Origin of the sequence: Comamonas terrigena NBRC 13299 (assembly GCF_006740045.1) — a bacterium.
GTDB lineage: Bacteria > Pseudomonadota > Gammaproteobacteria > Burkholderiales > Burkholderiaceae_C > Comamonas > Comamonas terrigena.
Map to the genome: position 1 here is coordinate 3,911,902 of NZ_AP019749.1, position 14,495 is coordinate 3,926,396.

A 14,495-nucleotide genomic window follows, 5' to 3' on the forward strand; every position below is an offset into this window, starting at 1 on the left:
CCGGCTATCGGGCTGCCGGCTTGCGCCGCGCCCACATCCGCCAACCCAGCAGCACCGCCAGCAAGCCGCCATACACCGCCACTTCCGCCGTGTCGTTCTTGCCGGTCCTCATCCAGTAGAAATGCAGCAAGGCCAGCAGCCCCGCGCCATACACGATGCGGTGCACACGCTGCCAGCGCACGCCCCCCATCCAGCGCAGCACTACACGCGGTGATGTCAGCGCCAGCACCAGCAACAGCACGAAGGTGAGCATGCCCACCAGAATGAAGGGGCGCTCCAGCACATCCGCCACGATATCGCCCCACACCCAGCCCTGGTCCAGCCAGGCGTAGCACGCCAGGTGCAGCACCGCGTAGAAAAAGGCGAACAGCCCCAGCAGGCGGCGCAGGCGCGCCAAGGCATTCAGACGCAGCCACTGCCGCAGCGGCGTCACCGCCAAGGCCAGCCACAGCGCGCGCAAGGCCCAGTCGCCGGTGCCACGGATCAGGGCCTCCGCCGGGTTGGCACCCAGACTGTCGGCCAGCACGCCCCATACCAGCCAGGCCAGTGGCAGCAGCCACAGCCCCCAGACCACCGGCTTGGCCGCGCGCGACAGCAGCGCCCGCTGCAGCGCCCGCTGCAGCGCAGCGTGCCAGCCCGACTCGCCCCCGGACACTGCAGTGCGTGCCATCAGAAATTGCTTTTCAGGTCCATGCCGGCGTACAGGCCGGCCACCTGGTCGCCATAGCCGTTGAACAGCAGGGTCTTGCGCTTGGGTGCCAGCAAGCCGCCGTCCCCGATGCGCCGTTCGGTGGCCTGGCTCCAGCGCGGATGCGGCACCTCGGGGTTCACATTGGAGTAGAAACCGTATTCGTTGCGCGCGGCCTTGTTCCAGGCCGTGGCGGGCATGGCCTCCACAAGGCGGATCTTGACGATGCTCTTGGCGCTTTTGAAGCCGTACTTCCACGGTACCACCAGCCGCACCGGCGCGCCGTTCTGCTTGGGCAGCACTTCGCCGTACATGCCAAAGGCCAGCAGCGTCAGCGGGTGCAGCGCCTCGTCCAGACGCAGGCCTTCGGTGTAAGGCCAGTCCAGCACGCGCGAGCGCAGGCCGCGCATGTGCTCGGCATCGGCCAACGTGACGAACTGCACATACCTGGCACTGCCCAGCGGCTCCACCTTGCGGATCAGCGCCGCCAGCGAGTAACCCACCCAGGGGATGACCATGCTCCAGCCTTCCACGCAGCGCAGGCGGTAGATGCGCTCCTCCATGGGGCTGAGCTTGAGCAGGTCCTCCAGCGCCCAGGTGCCCGGCTTGTGCACCAGCCCTTCCACCTGCACGCTCCACGGACGGACAGGCAACGCATCGGCATAGCGGGCCGGGTCGTCCTTGCCGGTCCCGAATTCATAGAAGTTGTTGTAGCTGCTGGCGTCCCGGTAGGACGTGATCTTGTCCATGGTTGCCGCGCCTGCCACCGATGATGTGGCGCCCGGCAAGGCCGTCAGCTTGCCACCGCCCGGGCTGGCTGCCGCCAGGGCATCGCGCCCGGCCCAGCCGGCCAGGGCGGCGCCAGCCGCGCCACTGGCGGCCCACTGCAGCCAGGCACGGCGCTGAGCATAGACAGCCGGCGCAGTGATCTCGCTGGCCGCAGGCGCAGGGAAAGCGGGAGAAACAGGGAAAGCCGTGCGTGTGCGGGAGGTGTTCATGGTCGCGCTCCGAAAACTGTGCAGAGGTACAGCGTCAGGGTGAGATCATGCACCCGCACGCCAGTTCCCTGAAGCCCCTTGCAGCCCACCAGCGGCGACAGCGCGCTGCCGTGCGCCCCATGCAAAACGGAGTGCCTGGTTCGCTGACCGTGGGTTCTTCAGGCCGTCTCCGGTCTGAAATCCGCCGCGTCCGCGCACCAGGCACTCCGCATTTTTTCTGCAGTGGGCCACCACGGCCCGTGATTTACAGCTCGCCGTAGCTGTGCAAGCCGCTCAGGAACATGTTCACCCCCAGGAAGGCAAAGGTGGTGACGGCCAGACCCACCAGGGCCCACCAGGCCGACACCGTGCCGCGCAGGCCCTTCATCAGGCGCATGTGCAGCCAGGCTGCGTAGTTCAGCCACACGATCAGCGCCCAGGTCTCCTTGGGGTCCCAGCTCCAGTAGCCGCCCCAGGCCTCGGCCGCCCACAGCGCGCCCAGCACCGTGGCGATGGTGAAGAAGGCAAAGCCCACGGCGATGGACTTGTACATCACATCGTCCAGGATCTCGAAGGCCGGCAGGCGTGCGGCAATGGGCTTGCGGGCCGCCAGGATGGCGCCCACGATCAGTGCCGAGATGCCGAAATAGACCAGCCAGTAGCTGCTGCCCGTGGCCTGGCTCTGGCGGAAGGCCAGCGGCTCGAAGCACAGGGCCACACCCAGCAGCCACAGCGGCGCCAGCTTGTACCACTTGGTCTCCTCGGCCTGCTGCTTGATCAGGTAGGCGAACGAGACCATGGCGGCCAGCGCGAACGTGCCGTAGCCGATGAAATTGGCCGGCACGTGCAGCTTCATCCACCAGCTCTTGAGGGCCGGCACCAGCGGCTGGATTTCATGCGCCTCGCGCACCACGGTGTACCACAGCAGAAAGCCCACGGCAGCACTGACCACCAGCATCACAAAGCCGCCCAGGGCGCGGGTGTTGTACTGCTGTTCGTAGTACAGGTAGAACACCGTGGTCATCCAGATGAACATCACGAACACTTCGTACAGATTGCTCACCGGGATATGGCCGATGTCCGGGCCCAGCAGATAGCTTTCGTACCAGCGCACCATGGTACCCACCAGGGCCATGGTCACGGCCACCCAGGCAATGCGCGAGCCCAGCATGCCCATGGTGTCGCGCTCGCCCTTGGCAAACAGGCCGATCCAGTAAAACACCGTGGCGATGAAGCACAGCACGCACATCCACAGGATCGCGGACTGGCTGGAGAGGAAGTACTTGAGGCCGAACACGGCATCCGCACGGTCGATGTGCGCCACCCCGTCGGCGCCCTGGTAGAGCCAGATCCCCAGCAATGCCAGCGCGGCCACCACCACCATCAGCTTCTGCAGCGGACGCCAGAACCAGCCCAGCCAGACGGCACAGGGAATGGTGCCGATCAGGATCGCCTTTTCATAGACATCCATGAACGCGCCATAGCGCTGGAAGGCAAACAGCCCGCCAGCCAAGGCCAGCACGGCAAAAACCCAGTCCATCCAGTTGCGCTTGGCCAGAAAGCCTTCGTTCAAGGAGATGGTCGTGGTCGTGGGGGTTGCGGTATTCATACTGATCGCTCCGTAGCGTTTGCAGTGGCAGCGGGTGCTGCTATTAATTTCTCAGCCAGTTGGGCGAACTCGCGGTCGGTGTCCATGGTCTTGCGGTTCGTCGACAGGGCCATCGTGGCCTGGCTGCCCTGACCTGCCGGCGCCACCCACACCCACAGGCGGCGGTCACGCACGTAGAGCATGGCAAAAACGCCCAGAATCAGGAAGAAGCAGCCCAGGTAGACGATGTTCTTTCCGGGGGCCCGTGCCACCTGGAACACGCTGGCCTGCACCTGCTTGAAGTCTTCCAGCATGAAGGCCATGGGCGCCGGGTAGAACTGTGCATCGCTGAGCGAGAACACCGCCTGCGTCATGAAGGACAGCGTCTGCTCGCCCGGCTCCAGCGGCTTGAGGCCGGCTTTTTCGCGCGACAGCTGCGCCAGGTCAAACAACACGCCGTTCAGGATACGGATCAGCACCTCGCTGGCGCGGTCGCGCTCGGACTCCGGCACGCTGGCTTCCATGAACTGCGAGATGGCCTGCAGGCCGCCATTGGGCTTGCCGTCCGCTGCGGGCGTACCGGCAAACAGGGTCACCGCACGCAGGGCCGACTGGGCCAGCGCATCGCGCAGGTCCGCGCGGTCCGATGCCACCGCCTGGCGGGCATAGCGCTGCACCGCCTCCTTCAGCATCGCAGGGTCTTGCAGGGCGGCGCGCAGGCGCATGAAGCCGTCCATGCTGCCCTGGTCATCGGCCGGCACCCGCAGGAAGCGGAACGGCTCGGCCGGCGTTTCCCGCACGCCCAGCAGGAACACCGGCACGCCTTCGCCCATGTCCACGGGCAGCATGTAGTTCTGGTATTCACGGGCCTGGCCCGAAGCATCGCGCAGCTTGTAGCCGATGCTGGGGCCCACGTTGCGCAGCTCCTTTTCGGTGGCCGTCTTGTGGCCTGCGCCCAGGCGCGACTCGATGGAGCTGCGCAAATCCACCTTGCGCACATCCACGGCGGCGTCGCCGGCCTTCTTGCGGGCGGCAAAATTCTCCACGTTGATGGTGCGCAGCTCGGTGAACTCCAGCGCCATCTGCTTGGCCGCGCCCACCTGCTCCAGCTGGGTGCTGCTGCCGATGATGCCTTCCACGCCGAAAGGCTTGGAGCCGGCCACAAACGGCACGCTGCGCAGCTTCACGCTGGAGCCGCCATCGTCAAAGCTGGACTGGTAGATCTCGATGCCCTTGTAGCTGGCCGGGTGGTTCACCTCGATGCGCTTTTCCAGCTGTTCGCCCGTTTCCCGGTCGTGGATGACCACCTCGCTGGCAAACAGCTTGGGCATGCCGGTGGAGTAGTACTCCACGATGAATTTCTTGAGCTCCACCGCAAACGGCAGCTCCTGCAGCAGCACGCCATCGGACTGGCTCAGGATGGCAGTGCCGGCCTGTGTGCCTTCGGCCACCATCAAATTGCCGCGGAACGTGGGATTGTTCAGCGACAGGCGGTGCTGGGCGGGCACATCGGAAATGCGGCCTGCACCGGTGTAAGGCGTCTTGCCGCCAAACCACATCTGGGCGCGCACCACCATGTCGCCATCCAGCAGACCGCCCAGGCAGATCAGCACGATGGCGCTGTGCGCCGCGATGTAGCCGATCTTGTTGGCGGCTCCAGCCTTGGCCGCCAGCATGTAACCCTTGCCATCGGCGGTGTCGCGCTCCTGCAGTTTCACCTTCCAGCCACCGCGCGCCAGCATGCCGCCAATGCGCTGGGCCGCCGCATCGGCCGACTCGGTCAGCATGTTCTGGGCCTTGTGGTGAAAAGCCTGCAGGCTTTTCTCGCGGATGTTTTCCTTGTAGTTGCGCAGGTCGGCCAGGTACTTGGGCACATGGCGCATCAGGCACAGTGTGGTGCTGGTCACCAGAAAAGCCAGAATCAGCAGAAACCACCAGGCGCTGTAGACCGCATTGAGCTTGATGGCCAGGAACAACTCGGCCCAGAACGGACCAAACTGGTTGACGTAGTTGACCAGCGGCTCGTGCTGCTTGAGCACGGTGCCGATCACCGAGGCAATACAAATAATGGTCAGCAGCGCAATGGCAAAGCGCATCGATGCCAACAACTCCATGAACGACCGCAGGACATGCGAGCGTTGGTCGGAGCGGGCGCTGGGAGAGGATTCAGACATGGGGAGCACACAACACGGCGCGTAAGCAAAACAGGCGGGGCCATCCCTTGTGTGGATGGACCCGCCTGTTTGGGTTTATTTTTGGGCGGCTAGTTCCCTGCATGCACGACACCTTGGTGTGCCATGCAGCCTGGCTTCAGCGCAGGCCGGCAATATAGTCGGCCACCGCCTTGATTTCGCGATCATTCATCTTAGCAGCGACGTCCTTCATCTGCGGGCTGTTCTTGCGAACACCATCCCGGAAGGATTGGAGTTGCTTGACGGTGTAGTCCGCATGCTGACCCGACAGGCGCGGGTACTGCACCGGAATGCCGGCGCCATTGGGGCTGTGGCAACCCACGCAGGCCGCCACCTTGCGGTCGGCAATGCCGCCGCGGTAGATGCGCTCGCCCAGGGTGACCAGCTCCTTGTCGGTGGCGAAGCCGGGCTTGGCGGGCTGCTTGGCCAGCCAGGCCGCAATGTTCTGCATGTCGCCATCGGACAGCGTGCTGGCAAAGCCCTTCATAACCGGGTCAGCGCGCTTGTCGTTCTTGAACTCCTGCAGCTGCTTGACCAAATACTCTGGATGCTGGTGTGCCAATTTAGGATTAGCGACAATAGACGAATTGCCATCCGCGCCGTGACAGGCAGCACAGACGGCAGTAAAGCTAGCCTCTCCCTTGGCCAGATCGGGCTTAGCGGAAGTTTCACCGGCCGCAAAGGCCGAAAGAGCGGGTGCTGCCAATGCGGCAGCCGTCAGCAACGAGGCAAGCAGCTTCATAAGATCGAGGGTCTGGTTATATATGCGCGAAACCTCTGGATTCTACAATGAGGCCCTTTCGCATAGATATACCCCATGACCAACATCAATCCCGCTTTTGCTGCGGGTCAAGAAACTGCGTTGATTGATCCCAAACTGGCCATGGGCTGGATGCATACGGCACGGTTTTTGACAACCGCCGCCCAACTCCACCAATTGCCCGAAATTACCGTCCCCGAAATTGCCTTCGTGGGCCGTTCCAACGCGGGCAAATCTACGTCCATCAACACTTTGACGCAGCAAAAGCAATTGGCTTTCGCGTCCAAGAAACCGGGCCGCACCCAGCACATCAACCTGTTTTCCCTGGGGAAACAGGGCGTCACCGACGCCGTGCTGGCCGATTTGCCCGGTTATGGCTATGCCGCAGTGTCCCGCTCGGACAAGCAGCGCTGGCAGCAGGTGATGCTGAACTACCTGATTCAGCGCGAAAGCCTGACCGCCGTGGTGCTGCTGTGCGATCCCCGCCTGGGCCTGACCGAACTGGACGAAGCCCTGCTGGACGCCCTGCGCCCGCGCGTGGCCCAGGGCCTGAAGTTCCTGGTGCTGCTGACCAAGGCCGACAAGCTGACCCGCGCCGAGCAGGCCAAGGTGCTGTCCATCACCAAGCTCAATGCCGGTGGTGGCGAGGTGCGCCTGTTCTCGGCCCTCAAGAGGCAGGGCGTGGACGATGTGGCCCAGCTGCTCTGGCATTGGTGCCACCCCGAAGGTCTGGCGCCCGCCACACCGGCCCACGCAGCAGACGCCCCGGCGGCGGACAGCGCCAGCCCGCGCAATACCGCATAGACGCCGCCCCGCACTTTGGGGAATATGGCGCCAACTCACGGAGGTGCCATGATCGAAACCATCCGCCATCACCTGCCCCAGGGCATCACGCTGGACTGCAGGGCCTGCGGAGCCCCTGGAAAACCCCTGTTGCTGTTTGTGCACGGCTTTCCAGAAGGGGCCTTCATCTGGGATGGCGTGATGACGCCATTTTCCGACCGGTGGCGCTGCGTGGCGCCCGACCTGCGCGGCTACGGCCACTCCAGCCAGCCGGCCGACGTGGCGGCCTACCGCCCCAAAGCCCTTATGCAGGACCTGGTGGAGCTGATCGCGCGCGAAAGCCCGGGCCAGCCAGCCGCCTGCGTGATCGCCCATGACTGGGGGGGTGCACTGGCCTGGAACCTGGCCATCCAGCACCCGCAACTGCTGGAGCAGTTGCTGATCATCAACGCCCCCCACCCCGGCACATTCTTGCGCGAGCTGCAGCACAACCCGGCCCAGCAGGCGGCCAGCCAGTACATGCATTTTCTGCGTCGCCCCGATGCGGCCGACAAGCTGCTGGCCGATGGCGCACGGCGGCTGTGGGACTTCTTTCGCACACCGGCCGGCACCCTGCCCGACTGGCTGACACCCGAGCTGCAGGCCTGTTACCTGGCGCACTGGCAACAGTCACTGGCCACGGCCTGCCACTACTACAGCGCAAGCCCTCTGGTGCCGCCGCGGGAGGCGGACCACAGCATCCTGCAGCTCCAGCTGCCCGACAGCCTGCTGAGCACCCCCGTGCCCACCCAGGTGCTGTGGGGCATGGACGATGTGGCGCTGCGGCCCGAGCTGCTGAACGGTCTGGAGCAGTGGGTGCCCCACCTGACGGTGGCGCCCGTGCCCGGTGCCAGCCACTGGCTGGTGCACGAGCAGCCCGCGGTGGTGATCCGCAGCCTGCACCAGCTGCTGCTGTCCGCGCTCACCCACCGCACGGCGCCCGCACCGACCCAGAGTGCATCGACAGCCGATCTGCCTTTGGATTACTGAATCAGTGAATCACTGAATCACCGGTACAGCGAAGGCTGGCCTTCGGGCCGCGTCTTGAAGCGCTTGTGCACCCAGTAGTACTGGGCCGGCATGGTGCGGATGGCGGCTTCCAGCTCGCGGTTCATGCGGGCGGTGTCGGCCACATGGTCATCGGTGGGAAAGTCCTCCCAGGCGGGGGTGAGCTCGGCCACATAGCCCTCGGGCGTCATGCGGTTGTACAGCGCCACCACCTTGGCCTTGCCCAGCCGGGCAAAGCGCGACAGCGAGGGAATGGTCGCCACTTCGGGCACGGCAAAGAACGGCACAAAGACCGAATCGTTGCGGCCATAGTCCATGTCCGGCAGCAGGTACAGCAGACCTCCCTTGCGCAGGCACTGGATGATGGGCTTCACGCCATCGGCGCGGTTGAGCATCTTCACATTGCCAAAACGCTGGCGGCCAGTCATGAACCAGTCGTCCAGCACCGGGTTGGGGTTGGTGGCGAAGATGGAGGTGAATTCGCGCGTGGTGTTCAAGGGCAGCGCCAGACCGCCGGCATCCATGCTGTAGAAATGGGGGGCAAACACGATGGTCGGCGTATCACCCTCCAGCTCGTGCGTGGCCCCCACCAGCTTGACCCGGCTGCGCACCAGCGCCTCGGAGCCGAACCACAGCCAGCTGCGATCCAGAAAGGTCTGGCAGAACACCACAAAACTTTCCCTGGCCCAGGCCTTGCGCTGGGCTTCGGGCACCTCCGGAAAGCACAGCTCGAAATTGCGCAGCGCCACCTTGCGGCGCGGGCGCGCCAGCAGAAACAGCAGATGACCCAGTCCACGCCCCATGCCGCGCAGCACCGGCAGCGGCAGTGTGGCCAGGACATGCATCAGGCCGATACCCAGCTTGCTCCAGTTCATGCGTCGGCTTTCTGCGCGGCCGCTTCAGCCACGGCTTCCTTGCGTGGCAGCTTGTAGCGGCCATAGCCCCACAGATACTGCTGCGGGCATTGGCGGATGGTGTGCTCCATGGCCTGGTTGATCTGCACCACGGCAGCCTCCAGCTCGTCAGACAGTGGCACCGGCATTTCCTCAAAATACAATTCGAACCCCCGCCCCCAGGACAGGCGCTCGCAGCGCGCCAGCACCACGGTGGCGCCGGTCTGCAGCGCCAGGCGCGCAGCCAGCGTCATGGTGTAGGCCTCTTTGCCGAAGAACGGCGCCCACTGCCCCTGGCCGTCCGGAGGCACCTGGTCGGGCAACAGGCCCACGGCCTCGCCCTTGCGCAGGGCCTTGATCATCTGGCGCACCCCCGACAGATTGGTGGGCACCGCCTGGATGCCGGCGCGGTTGCGCGCCGTCAGCATCAGCTCGGCCAGCCAAGCCTGCTTGGCCGGACGGTAGAGGATGGTGATGGGCCCATGCTCCCCCGACCAGCGCTGCGCGGCGGCCTGCACCGACAGCTCGAAGCAGCCCAGATGCGGCGTCAGATACAGAATACCCTTGCCGCGCGCCCAGGCCTGCTCCACCACCTCGGCCCCATGGATGGTGTTGACCTGGGTGATGCGCACCCACAGGCGCGGGGACTCGAACACCATGCGACCGGCATGCCCCACCGCCGCGGCCACCTCCCCGAAGCGGTAGCCCGCCTGCGCAGTGTTGGCCAGGAAGCGGCGCCGGTAGGTGGGCGACAGCAGCCATGCCAGCCAGCCCATGGCAGCACCCACGGCATGCAGCAGGCCCAATGGCAACGCGGAAAAAATTCGAAACAGGGAAAGCATTAGAATAGGGGCTGTCGCCGAGTTAACAGAGCAACTTGCAGGGCGACGTAAAACAAAACTGCTAAAGCGTTCGCCCGACTCCTTTGGCCGAGCAACGCAATCGGCTAGAACAGGAGTTTATTCAATGGCGAACGATTTTCTTTTTACCTCCGAATCCGTCTCGGAAGGCCATCCCGACAAGGTTGCGGACCAGATTTCCGATGCGATTCTGGACGCCATTTTCACCCAAGACCCCTACAGCCGCGTGGCGGCAGAGACACTGACCAACACCGGTCTGGTGGTATTGGCCGGTGAAATCACCACCGGCGCCAACGTGGACTACATCCAGGTGGCCCGCGACACCATCAAGCGCATCGGCTACGACAACACCGACTACGGCATCGACTACAAGGGCTGCGCCGTGCTGGTGGCCTATGACAAGCAAAGCCAGGACATCGCCCAGGGCGTGGACAAGGCCAGCGACGACGAACTGAACATCGGCGCCGGCGACCAGGGCCTGATGTTCGGCTACGCCTGCGATGAAACGCCCGAGCTGATGCCCGCCCCCATCTACTACGCCCACCGCCTGATGGAACGCCAGGCCCAGCTGCGCAAGGATGGCCGCCTGCCTTTCCTGCGCCCCGACGCCAAGAGCCAGGTGACCATGCGCTATGTGGACGGCAAGCCCCACAGCATCGACACCGTGGTGCTGTCCACCCAGCACAGCCCCGACCAGTCGGAAACCGCGACCAAGATGAAGGCATCGTTCACCGAAGCCATCATCGAAGAGATCATCAAGCCCGTGCTGCCCAACGAATGGCTGCAGAACACCAAGTACCTGATCAACCCCACGGGCCGTTTCGTCATCGGCGGCCCGCAAGGTGACTGCGGTCTGACCGGCCGCAAGATCATTGTGGACACCTACGGTGGTGCCTGCCCCCACGGCGGCGGCGCTTTCTCGGGCAAGGACCCGTCCAAGGTGGACCGCTCGGCAGCCTACGCCGCCCGCTATGTGGCCAAGAACGTGGTCGCCGCCGGTCTGGCACGCCAGTGCCAGGTGCAGGTGGCCTACGCCATCGGCGTAGCCCGCCCGATGAACATCACCGTGTACACCGAAGGCACGGGCGTGATCCCCGACGACCAGATCTCCAAGCTGGTGGCCGAGCACTTCGACCTGCGCCCCAAGGGCATCATCCAGATGCTGGACCTGCTGCGCCCCATCTACAGCAAGACCGCGGCTTACGGCCACTTCGGCCGCGAAGAGCCGGAATTCACCTGGGAACGTACCGACAAGGCGGCCGCACTGCGCGCCGCTGCCGGCCTGAAGTAATTCTTCGGTACCGCTCCCTCCCAAGCCAGGCTCTGCCTGGCTTTTTTCATGCCCGGCCCGGCCATGCCCCGCCGTGTCTGGGGCGCCGCCATTGTCGTCCTTGGCCTACCCGGATTGCAGCCCTGCCCTGCACGCGGCCACCCCCGAATCGGCCTACCCTGGGGCCATCGTCAACAACCTAGGAGGTGCGCACATGCTGAAGTGGGCCATCATCTTTGCCATCATCTCGCTGGTCGCCGGGGTCTTGGGCTTTACCGGCGTGGCCTCCGGCGCCGCCGGAATCGCCAAGATCCTGTTCTATATCTTCATCGTGGTCGCCGTCATCTTTGTGGTGCTGGCGTTGCTGGGGATCGGCGCCGTCGCCTAGCAGCCCTCCCACTCTCCACCCGGCCTGCCTTGCGCAGGCTTTTTCACGACCGGCAAGCGCTGCTACAGCCCGCGCACGCTCAGCGCCAGCGCCTGCTGGAACGGCGCACGCACCCGGTACAGCTGGGCCGGACGGTGGGCGCCACCGCTGCGCATGGCACCGGGCACGGCTTCCAGCAGCTGCATTTCATCCATCTTGCGGCGAAAGCTGACCTTGTTCAGCGGCTCGCCCAGGATGCTTTCATAGACCTGCTGGAGCTGGGGCAAGGTGAATGTCTCGCCGCACAGGTGCACAGGCAGCGAGGAGTACTGGCTTTTGTTGCGCACCCGCGCCAGCGCGGCCGCCACGATGGCATGGTGGTCGAACGGCAGCTGGCCCAGGGCCGCCACCGGCACCCGTTTCACCCCGTCATGCGGCGGCAGCTGTGCACTGGACACCAGGGCGCAATAGGCAATGGCCACCGACCAGCCACGCGGATCGCGCGCCGGGCCGCTGAACGTGGCCAGCTGTTCCAGATAGGCACCCGCAATGCCCACCTTGTCCCGCAGCACCCGCACGGCGCTGTCCTGGGCATCGGCGTCTTCCTGGGCATGTATATAGCCACCCGGCAAGGCCCAGACACCTTCAAACGGCGGCTGGCTGCGGCGCACCAGCACCACGTGCAGCGCATCGTCCTGCAGCGTCAGCACCACCGTGTCCACGCTGACCAGTACCTGCGGATATGGCGCCTCTGTTTGATTCATCGTGATACCAAGTCCTTTTTTACACCACAGTATGCCTGCGAGCCATCCAATTCCTATTGACAACTTGCAGCACTGTACCCAAACCTGCGTTCAATCACTTAGTTGCAAAGTTGATTTAACAGGTTTACACTGACCGCAACGAGGAGAGACACCATGGCATCCACGACCCAGTTGCTGGTCATCGACCCCCAAAACGATTTCTGCGATCTGCCTGCGACCTGGTGGCCGGCCGCGCTGCCGGGCAGGCCCGCCACCACCGGCCCTGCGCTGCCGGTGGCCGGGGCCCATGCCGATATGCAGCGCCTGGCCGGCTGGATCGACCGCCACGCTGCGCGGCTGGACGGCATCACCATCACGCTGGACTCGCACCAGGCCTACGACGTGGCCCACCCCGCGTTCTGGCAGCAGCGCGATGGCAGCGCCGTGGCCCCGTTCACCCCCATCACCGCTGCCCAGGTGCGCTCCGGCGACTTCACGCCGCACGACGCCGCCGCGCTTCCCCGCGTGCTGCGCTACCTGGACGCGCTGGAAGCCGAAGGCCGCTACACCCTGATGGTCTGGCCGCTGCACTGCGAGATCGGCAGCTGGGGCCATGGCGTGCATGCCGATGTGCTGCAGGCCTGCCGCCACTGGCAGGCCGTGCAGCAGCGCGCCGTGCACCATGTGTTCAAGGGCATGAACCCATGGTCCGAGCACTACAGCGCCATCCGCGCCGAAGTGCCCGATCCGCAAGACCCTGGCACCAGCCTGAACCGCACCCTGCTCACCCACCTGGCCGCCTTCGACACCGTGGTGATCGCCGGCGAAGCCAGCAGCCACTGCGTGCGCGCCACTGTCGAGCACATCGTGCAGCACAGCGGTATGGCCCCCGACCGCCTGGTACTGCTGACCGACTGCATGAGCCCGGTGACCGGCTTCGAGGCCGCGCACGATGGCCTGGTGCAGCAGATGCGCGACTTGGGTGTACGCTGCACCAGCAGCACTGCATTCGGTTTATAAGAAATTAGGCTCAGGAGCCGCCTGCATCAACGGCAGAAGCTCCTATTTTTGAAGAGACAACGGCATGACGCCCATCATCACCAGCCTGCTCGACACGGACTTGTACAAGTTCACCATGTGGCAGGCCATGCTGCACCGCAACCCCCAGACCACCGCCGAGTACCGCTTTGCCTGCCGCAATGCCACGGCCTTTCCGCTGGCCGAACTGGAAGCCGAGGTGCGCGCCGAAATCGACCACCTCTGCGATCTGCGCTTCACCAAGGACGAGCTGGATTACGTGGGCAGCCTGCGCTACATCAAGAGCGACTTCATCGACTACCTGCGCCTGTTCCAGTACCAGCGGGACTTCATCACCGTCAAAGGCCAGACCGACGGCAGCCTGGCCATCGAAGCCCATGGCCCCCAGGTGCATGTGATGGGCTTCGAGATTCCGGTGCTGTGCATCGTCAACGAGCTGTATTTCCGCCGCCTGCAGCAGCCCGGCACGCTGGAGGAAGGGCGCCGCCGCCTGCAGGCCAAGATCGACCAGATGCGTGCCTTGAAGGGCGGCCCCACGCTGGCCCACCCGTTCGAGGTATCGGACTTCGGCCTGCGCCGGCGCTTTTCCGGCACCTGGCAGCGCGAAGTGGTCAGCACCCTGGCACGCGAGGTGCCGCAGTGGTTCAAGGGCACGTCCAGCGTGCTGCTGGCGCGCGATCTGGACATCTCGCCCATCGGTACCATGGCCCATGAATACATGCAGAGCTACCAGTCGCAAGGGGTGCGCCTGCGCGATTTCCAGAAGGCCGCGCTGGAAGACTGGGTGCAGGAATACCGGGGCGACCTGGGGATTGCGCTGACCGACACCGTGGGCATGGATGCTTTCCTGGAAGACTTCGACCTGTACTTTGCCAAGCTGTTCGATGGTCTGCGCCACGACTCGGGCGATCCCTTCGAGTGGGGCGAGAAAGCCCTGCGCCACTACCGCAAGCTGCGCATCAACACCCACAGCAAGCGCCTGGTGTTCTCCGACGGGCTGGACCTGGACAAGGCGCTGGCCCTGTGGCGTCACTTCGCCCCGCACATCCAGCTGGGCTTTGGCATCGGCACCAACCTCACCAATGACGTGGGCCTGCAGCCCCTGAACATCGTGATGAAGCTCACCCGCGCCAACGGCCAGCCGGTGGCCAAGATCTCCGACACGCCGGGCAAGACGCTGTGCGAAGACGAGACCTACCTCGCCTACCTGCGCCAGGTGTTCCACATCCCTGCTGCGGCCTGAACGCCGGCCACCGACACTGCCCCTGCACCGAATCCCAGCTTTCAAG

General features: G+C 64.8%; 14 protein-coding genes. 6 read left to right on the plus strand and 8 right to left on the minus strand.

The genetic code is table 11. The features are described from left to right. Positions 1–4: 4 nt before the first annotated feature. The 5 genes from CT3_RS17765 to CT3_RS17785 form a co-directional block, all read right to left on the minus strand. A complete protein-coding gene (locus CT3_RS17765) occupies positions 5–670 on the minus strand; it encodes a protein-methionine-sulfoxide reductase heme-binding subunit MsrQ (RefSeq protein WP_066537685.1) in 666 nt (221 codons plus the stop codon). After that, positions 670–1,686 (minus strand): protein-methionine-sulfoxide reductase catalytic subunit MsrP, encoded by a 1,017-nt coding sequence (msrP, locus tag CT3_RS17770; protein WP_066537687.1) that lies wholly within the window; start codon positions 1,684–1,686, stop codon positions 670–672. The genes CT3_RS17765 and msrP overlap by 1 nt, the downstream gene beginning before the upstream one ends. 244 nt (positions 1,687–1,930) lie before the next feature. After that, positions 1,931–3,274 (minus strand): c-type cytochrome biogenesis protein CcsB, encoded by a 1,344-nt coding sequence (gene ccsB, locus CT3_RS17775; protein ID WP_066537688.1) that lies wholly within the window; start codon positions 3,272–3,274, stop codon positions 1,931–1,933. Further along, positions 3,271–5,427: a cytochrome c biogenesis protein ResB gene (locus tag CT3_RS17780; RefSeq protein ID WP_066537690.1), complete on the minus strand. Its 2,157-nt coding sequence runs from the start codon at positions 5,425–5,427 to the stop codon at positions 3,271–3,273. The genes ccsB and CT3_RS17780 overlap by 4 nt, the downstream gene beginning before the upstream one ends. A gap of 136 nt (positions 5,428–5,563) precedes the next feature. Beyond that, entirely contained in the window at positions 5,564–6,187 is a 624-nt protein-coding gene (locus CT3_RS17785; protein WP_066537692.1) for a c-type cytochrome, read from the minus strand. Positions 6,188–6,262: 75 nt separating this feature from the next. Here CT3_RS17785 and yihA point away from each other — a divergent pair, with 75 nt between their 5' ends. Continuing rightward, positions 6,263–7,009 (plus strand): ribosome biogenesis GTP-binding protein YihA/YsxC, encoded by a 747-nt coding sequence (gene yihA, locus CT3_RS17790; protein ID WP_066537698.1) that lies wholly within the window; start codon positions 6,263–6,265, stop codon positions 7,007–7,009. Between the two features lie 48 nt (positions 7,010–7,057). After that, the gene (locus tag CT3_RS17795) at positions 7,058–8,017 is read left to right on the plus strand and encodes an alpha/beta fold hydrolase (RefSeq protein ID WP_083520459.1); all 960 of its coding nucleotides are present in this window, start codon (positions 7,058–7,060) and stop codon (positions 8,015–8,017) included. A 17-nt stretch (positions 8,018–8,034) separates the two neighbouring features. Here CT3_RS17795 and CT3_RS17800 read toward each other — a convergent pair whose 3' ends face one another. Together CT3_RS17800 and CT3_RS17805 are read right to left on the minus strand one after the other, a co-directional pair. Beyond that, a complete protein-coding gene (locus tag CT3_RS17800) occupies positions 8,035–8,910 on the minus strand; it encodes a lysophospholipid acyltransferase family protein (protein WP_066537701.1) in 876 nt (291 codons plus the stop codon). Next, positions 8,907–9,770 (minus strand): lysophospholipid acyltransferase family protein, encoded by an 864-nt coding sequence (locus CT3_RS17805; RefSeq protein ID WP_066537704.1) that lies wholly within the window; start codon positions 9,768–9,770, stop codon positions 8,907–8,909. Before CT3_RS17805 ends, CT3_RS17800 begins: the two co-directional genes overlap by 4 nt. A gap of 124 nt (positions 9,771–9,894) precedes the next feature. Here CT3_RS17805 and metK point away from each other — a divergent pair, with 124 nt between their 5' ends. Continuing rightward, positions 9,895–11,079 (plus strand): methionine adenosyltransferase, encoded by a 1,185-nt coding sequence (metK, locus tag CT3_RS17810; protein WP_066537706.1) that lies wholly within the window; start codon positions 9,895–9,897, stop codon positions 11,077–11,079. Between the two features lie 193 nt (positions 11,080–11,272). Further along, positions 11,273–11,446 carry a DUF1328 domain-containing protein gene (locus tag CT3_RS17815; protein WP_083520464.1) on the plus strand — a complete coding sequence of 58 codons (174 nt, stop codon included), beginning with the start codon at positions 11,273–11,275 and terminating at the stop codon, positions 11,444–11,446. 62 nt (positions 11,447–11,508) lie between these two features. Here the strand turns inward: CT3_RS17815 and CT3_RS17820 are convergent, their stop codons facing one another. Further along, positions 11,509–12,189, minus strand: a complete 681-nt coding sequence (locus CT3_RS17820; RefSeq protein ID WP_066537710.1) for an NUDIX hydrolase — start codon at positions 12,187–12,189, stop codon at positions 11,509–11,511. A gap of 153 nt (positions 12,190–12,342) precedes the next feature. On the opposite strand from CT3_RS17820, the gene CT3_RS17825 reads away from it, so the two are divergent. Further along, positions 12,343–13,188: a cysteine hydrolase family protein gene (locus tag CT3_RS17825; protein ID WP_066537716.1), complete on the plus strand. Its 846-nt coding sequence runs from the start codon at positions 12,343–12,345 to the stop codon at positions 13,186–13,188. Between the two features lie 64 nt (positions 13,189–13,252). Next, entirely contained in the window at positions 13,253–14,449 is a 1,197-nt protein-coding gene (pncB, locus tag CT3_RS17830; RefSeq protein WP_066537717.1) for a nicotinate phosphoribosyltransferase, read from the plus strand. Positions 14,450–14,495 lie beyond the last annotated feature (46 nt).

Coding starts and splice junctions, on each gene's coding strand:
- CT3_RS17765 (WP_066537685.1), bottom strand. CDS start 670: ATGGCACGCACTGCAGTGTCCGGGGGCGAGTCGGGCTGGCACGCTGCG.
- msrP (WP_066537687.1), bottom strand. CDS start 1,686: ATGAACACCTCCCGCACACGCACGGCTTTCCCTGTTTCTCCCGCTTTC.
- ccsB (WP_066537688.1), bottom strand. CDS start 3,274: ATGAATACCGCAACCCCCACGACCACGACCATCTCCTTGAACGAAGGC.
- CT3_RS17780 (WP_066537690.1), bottom strand. CDS start 5,427: ATGTCTGAATCCTCTCCCAGCGCCCGCTCCGACCAACGCTCGCATGTC.
- CT3_RS17785 (WP_066537692.1), bottom strand. CDS start 6,187: ATGAAGCTGCTTGCCTCGTTGCTGACGGCTGCCGCATTGGCAGCACCC.
- yihA (WP_066537698.1), top strand. CDS start 6,263: ATGACCAACATCAATCCCGCTTTTGCTGCGGGTCAAGAAACTGCGTTG.
- CT3_RS17795 (WP_083520459.1), top strand. CDS start 7,058: ATGATCGAAACCATCCGCCATCACCTGCCCCAGGGCATCACGCTGGAC.
- CT3_RS17800 (WP_066537701.1), bottom strand. CDS start 8,910: ATGAACTGGAGCAAGCTGGGTATCGGCCTGATGCATGTCCTGGCCACA.
- CT3_RS17805 (WP_066537704.1), bottom strand. CDS start 9,770: ATGCTTTCCCTGTTTCGAATTTTTTCCGCGTTGCCATTGGGCCTGCTG.
- metK (WP_066537706.1), top strand. CDS start 9,895: ATGGCGAACGATTTTCTTTTTACCTCCGAATCCGTCTCGGAAGGCCAT.
- CT3_RS17815 (WP_083520464.1), top strand. CDS start 11,273: ATGCTGAAGTGGGCCATCATCTTTGCCATCATCTCGCTGGTCGCCGGG.
- CT3_RS17820 (WP_066537710.1), bottom strand. CDS start 12,189: ATGAATCAAACAGAGGCGCCATATCCGCAGGTACTGGTCAGCGTGGAC.
- CT3_RS17825 (WP_066537716.1), top strand. CDS start 12,343: ATGGCATCCACGACCCAGTTGCTGGTCATCGACCCCCAAAACGATTTC.
- pncB (WP_066537717.1), top strand. CDS start 13,253: ATGACGCCCATCATCACCAGCCTGCTCGACACGGACTTGTACAAGTTC.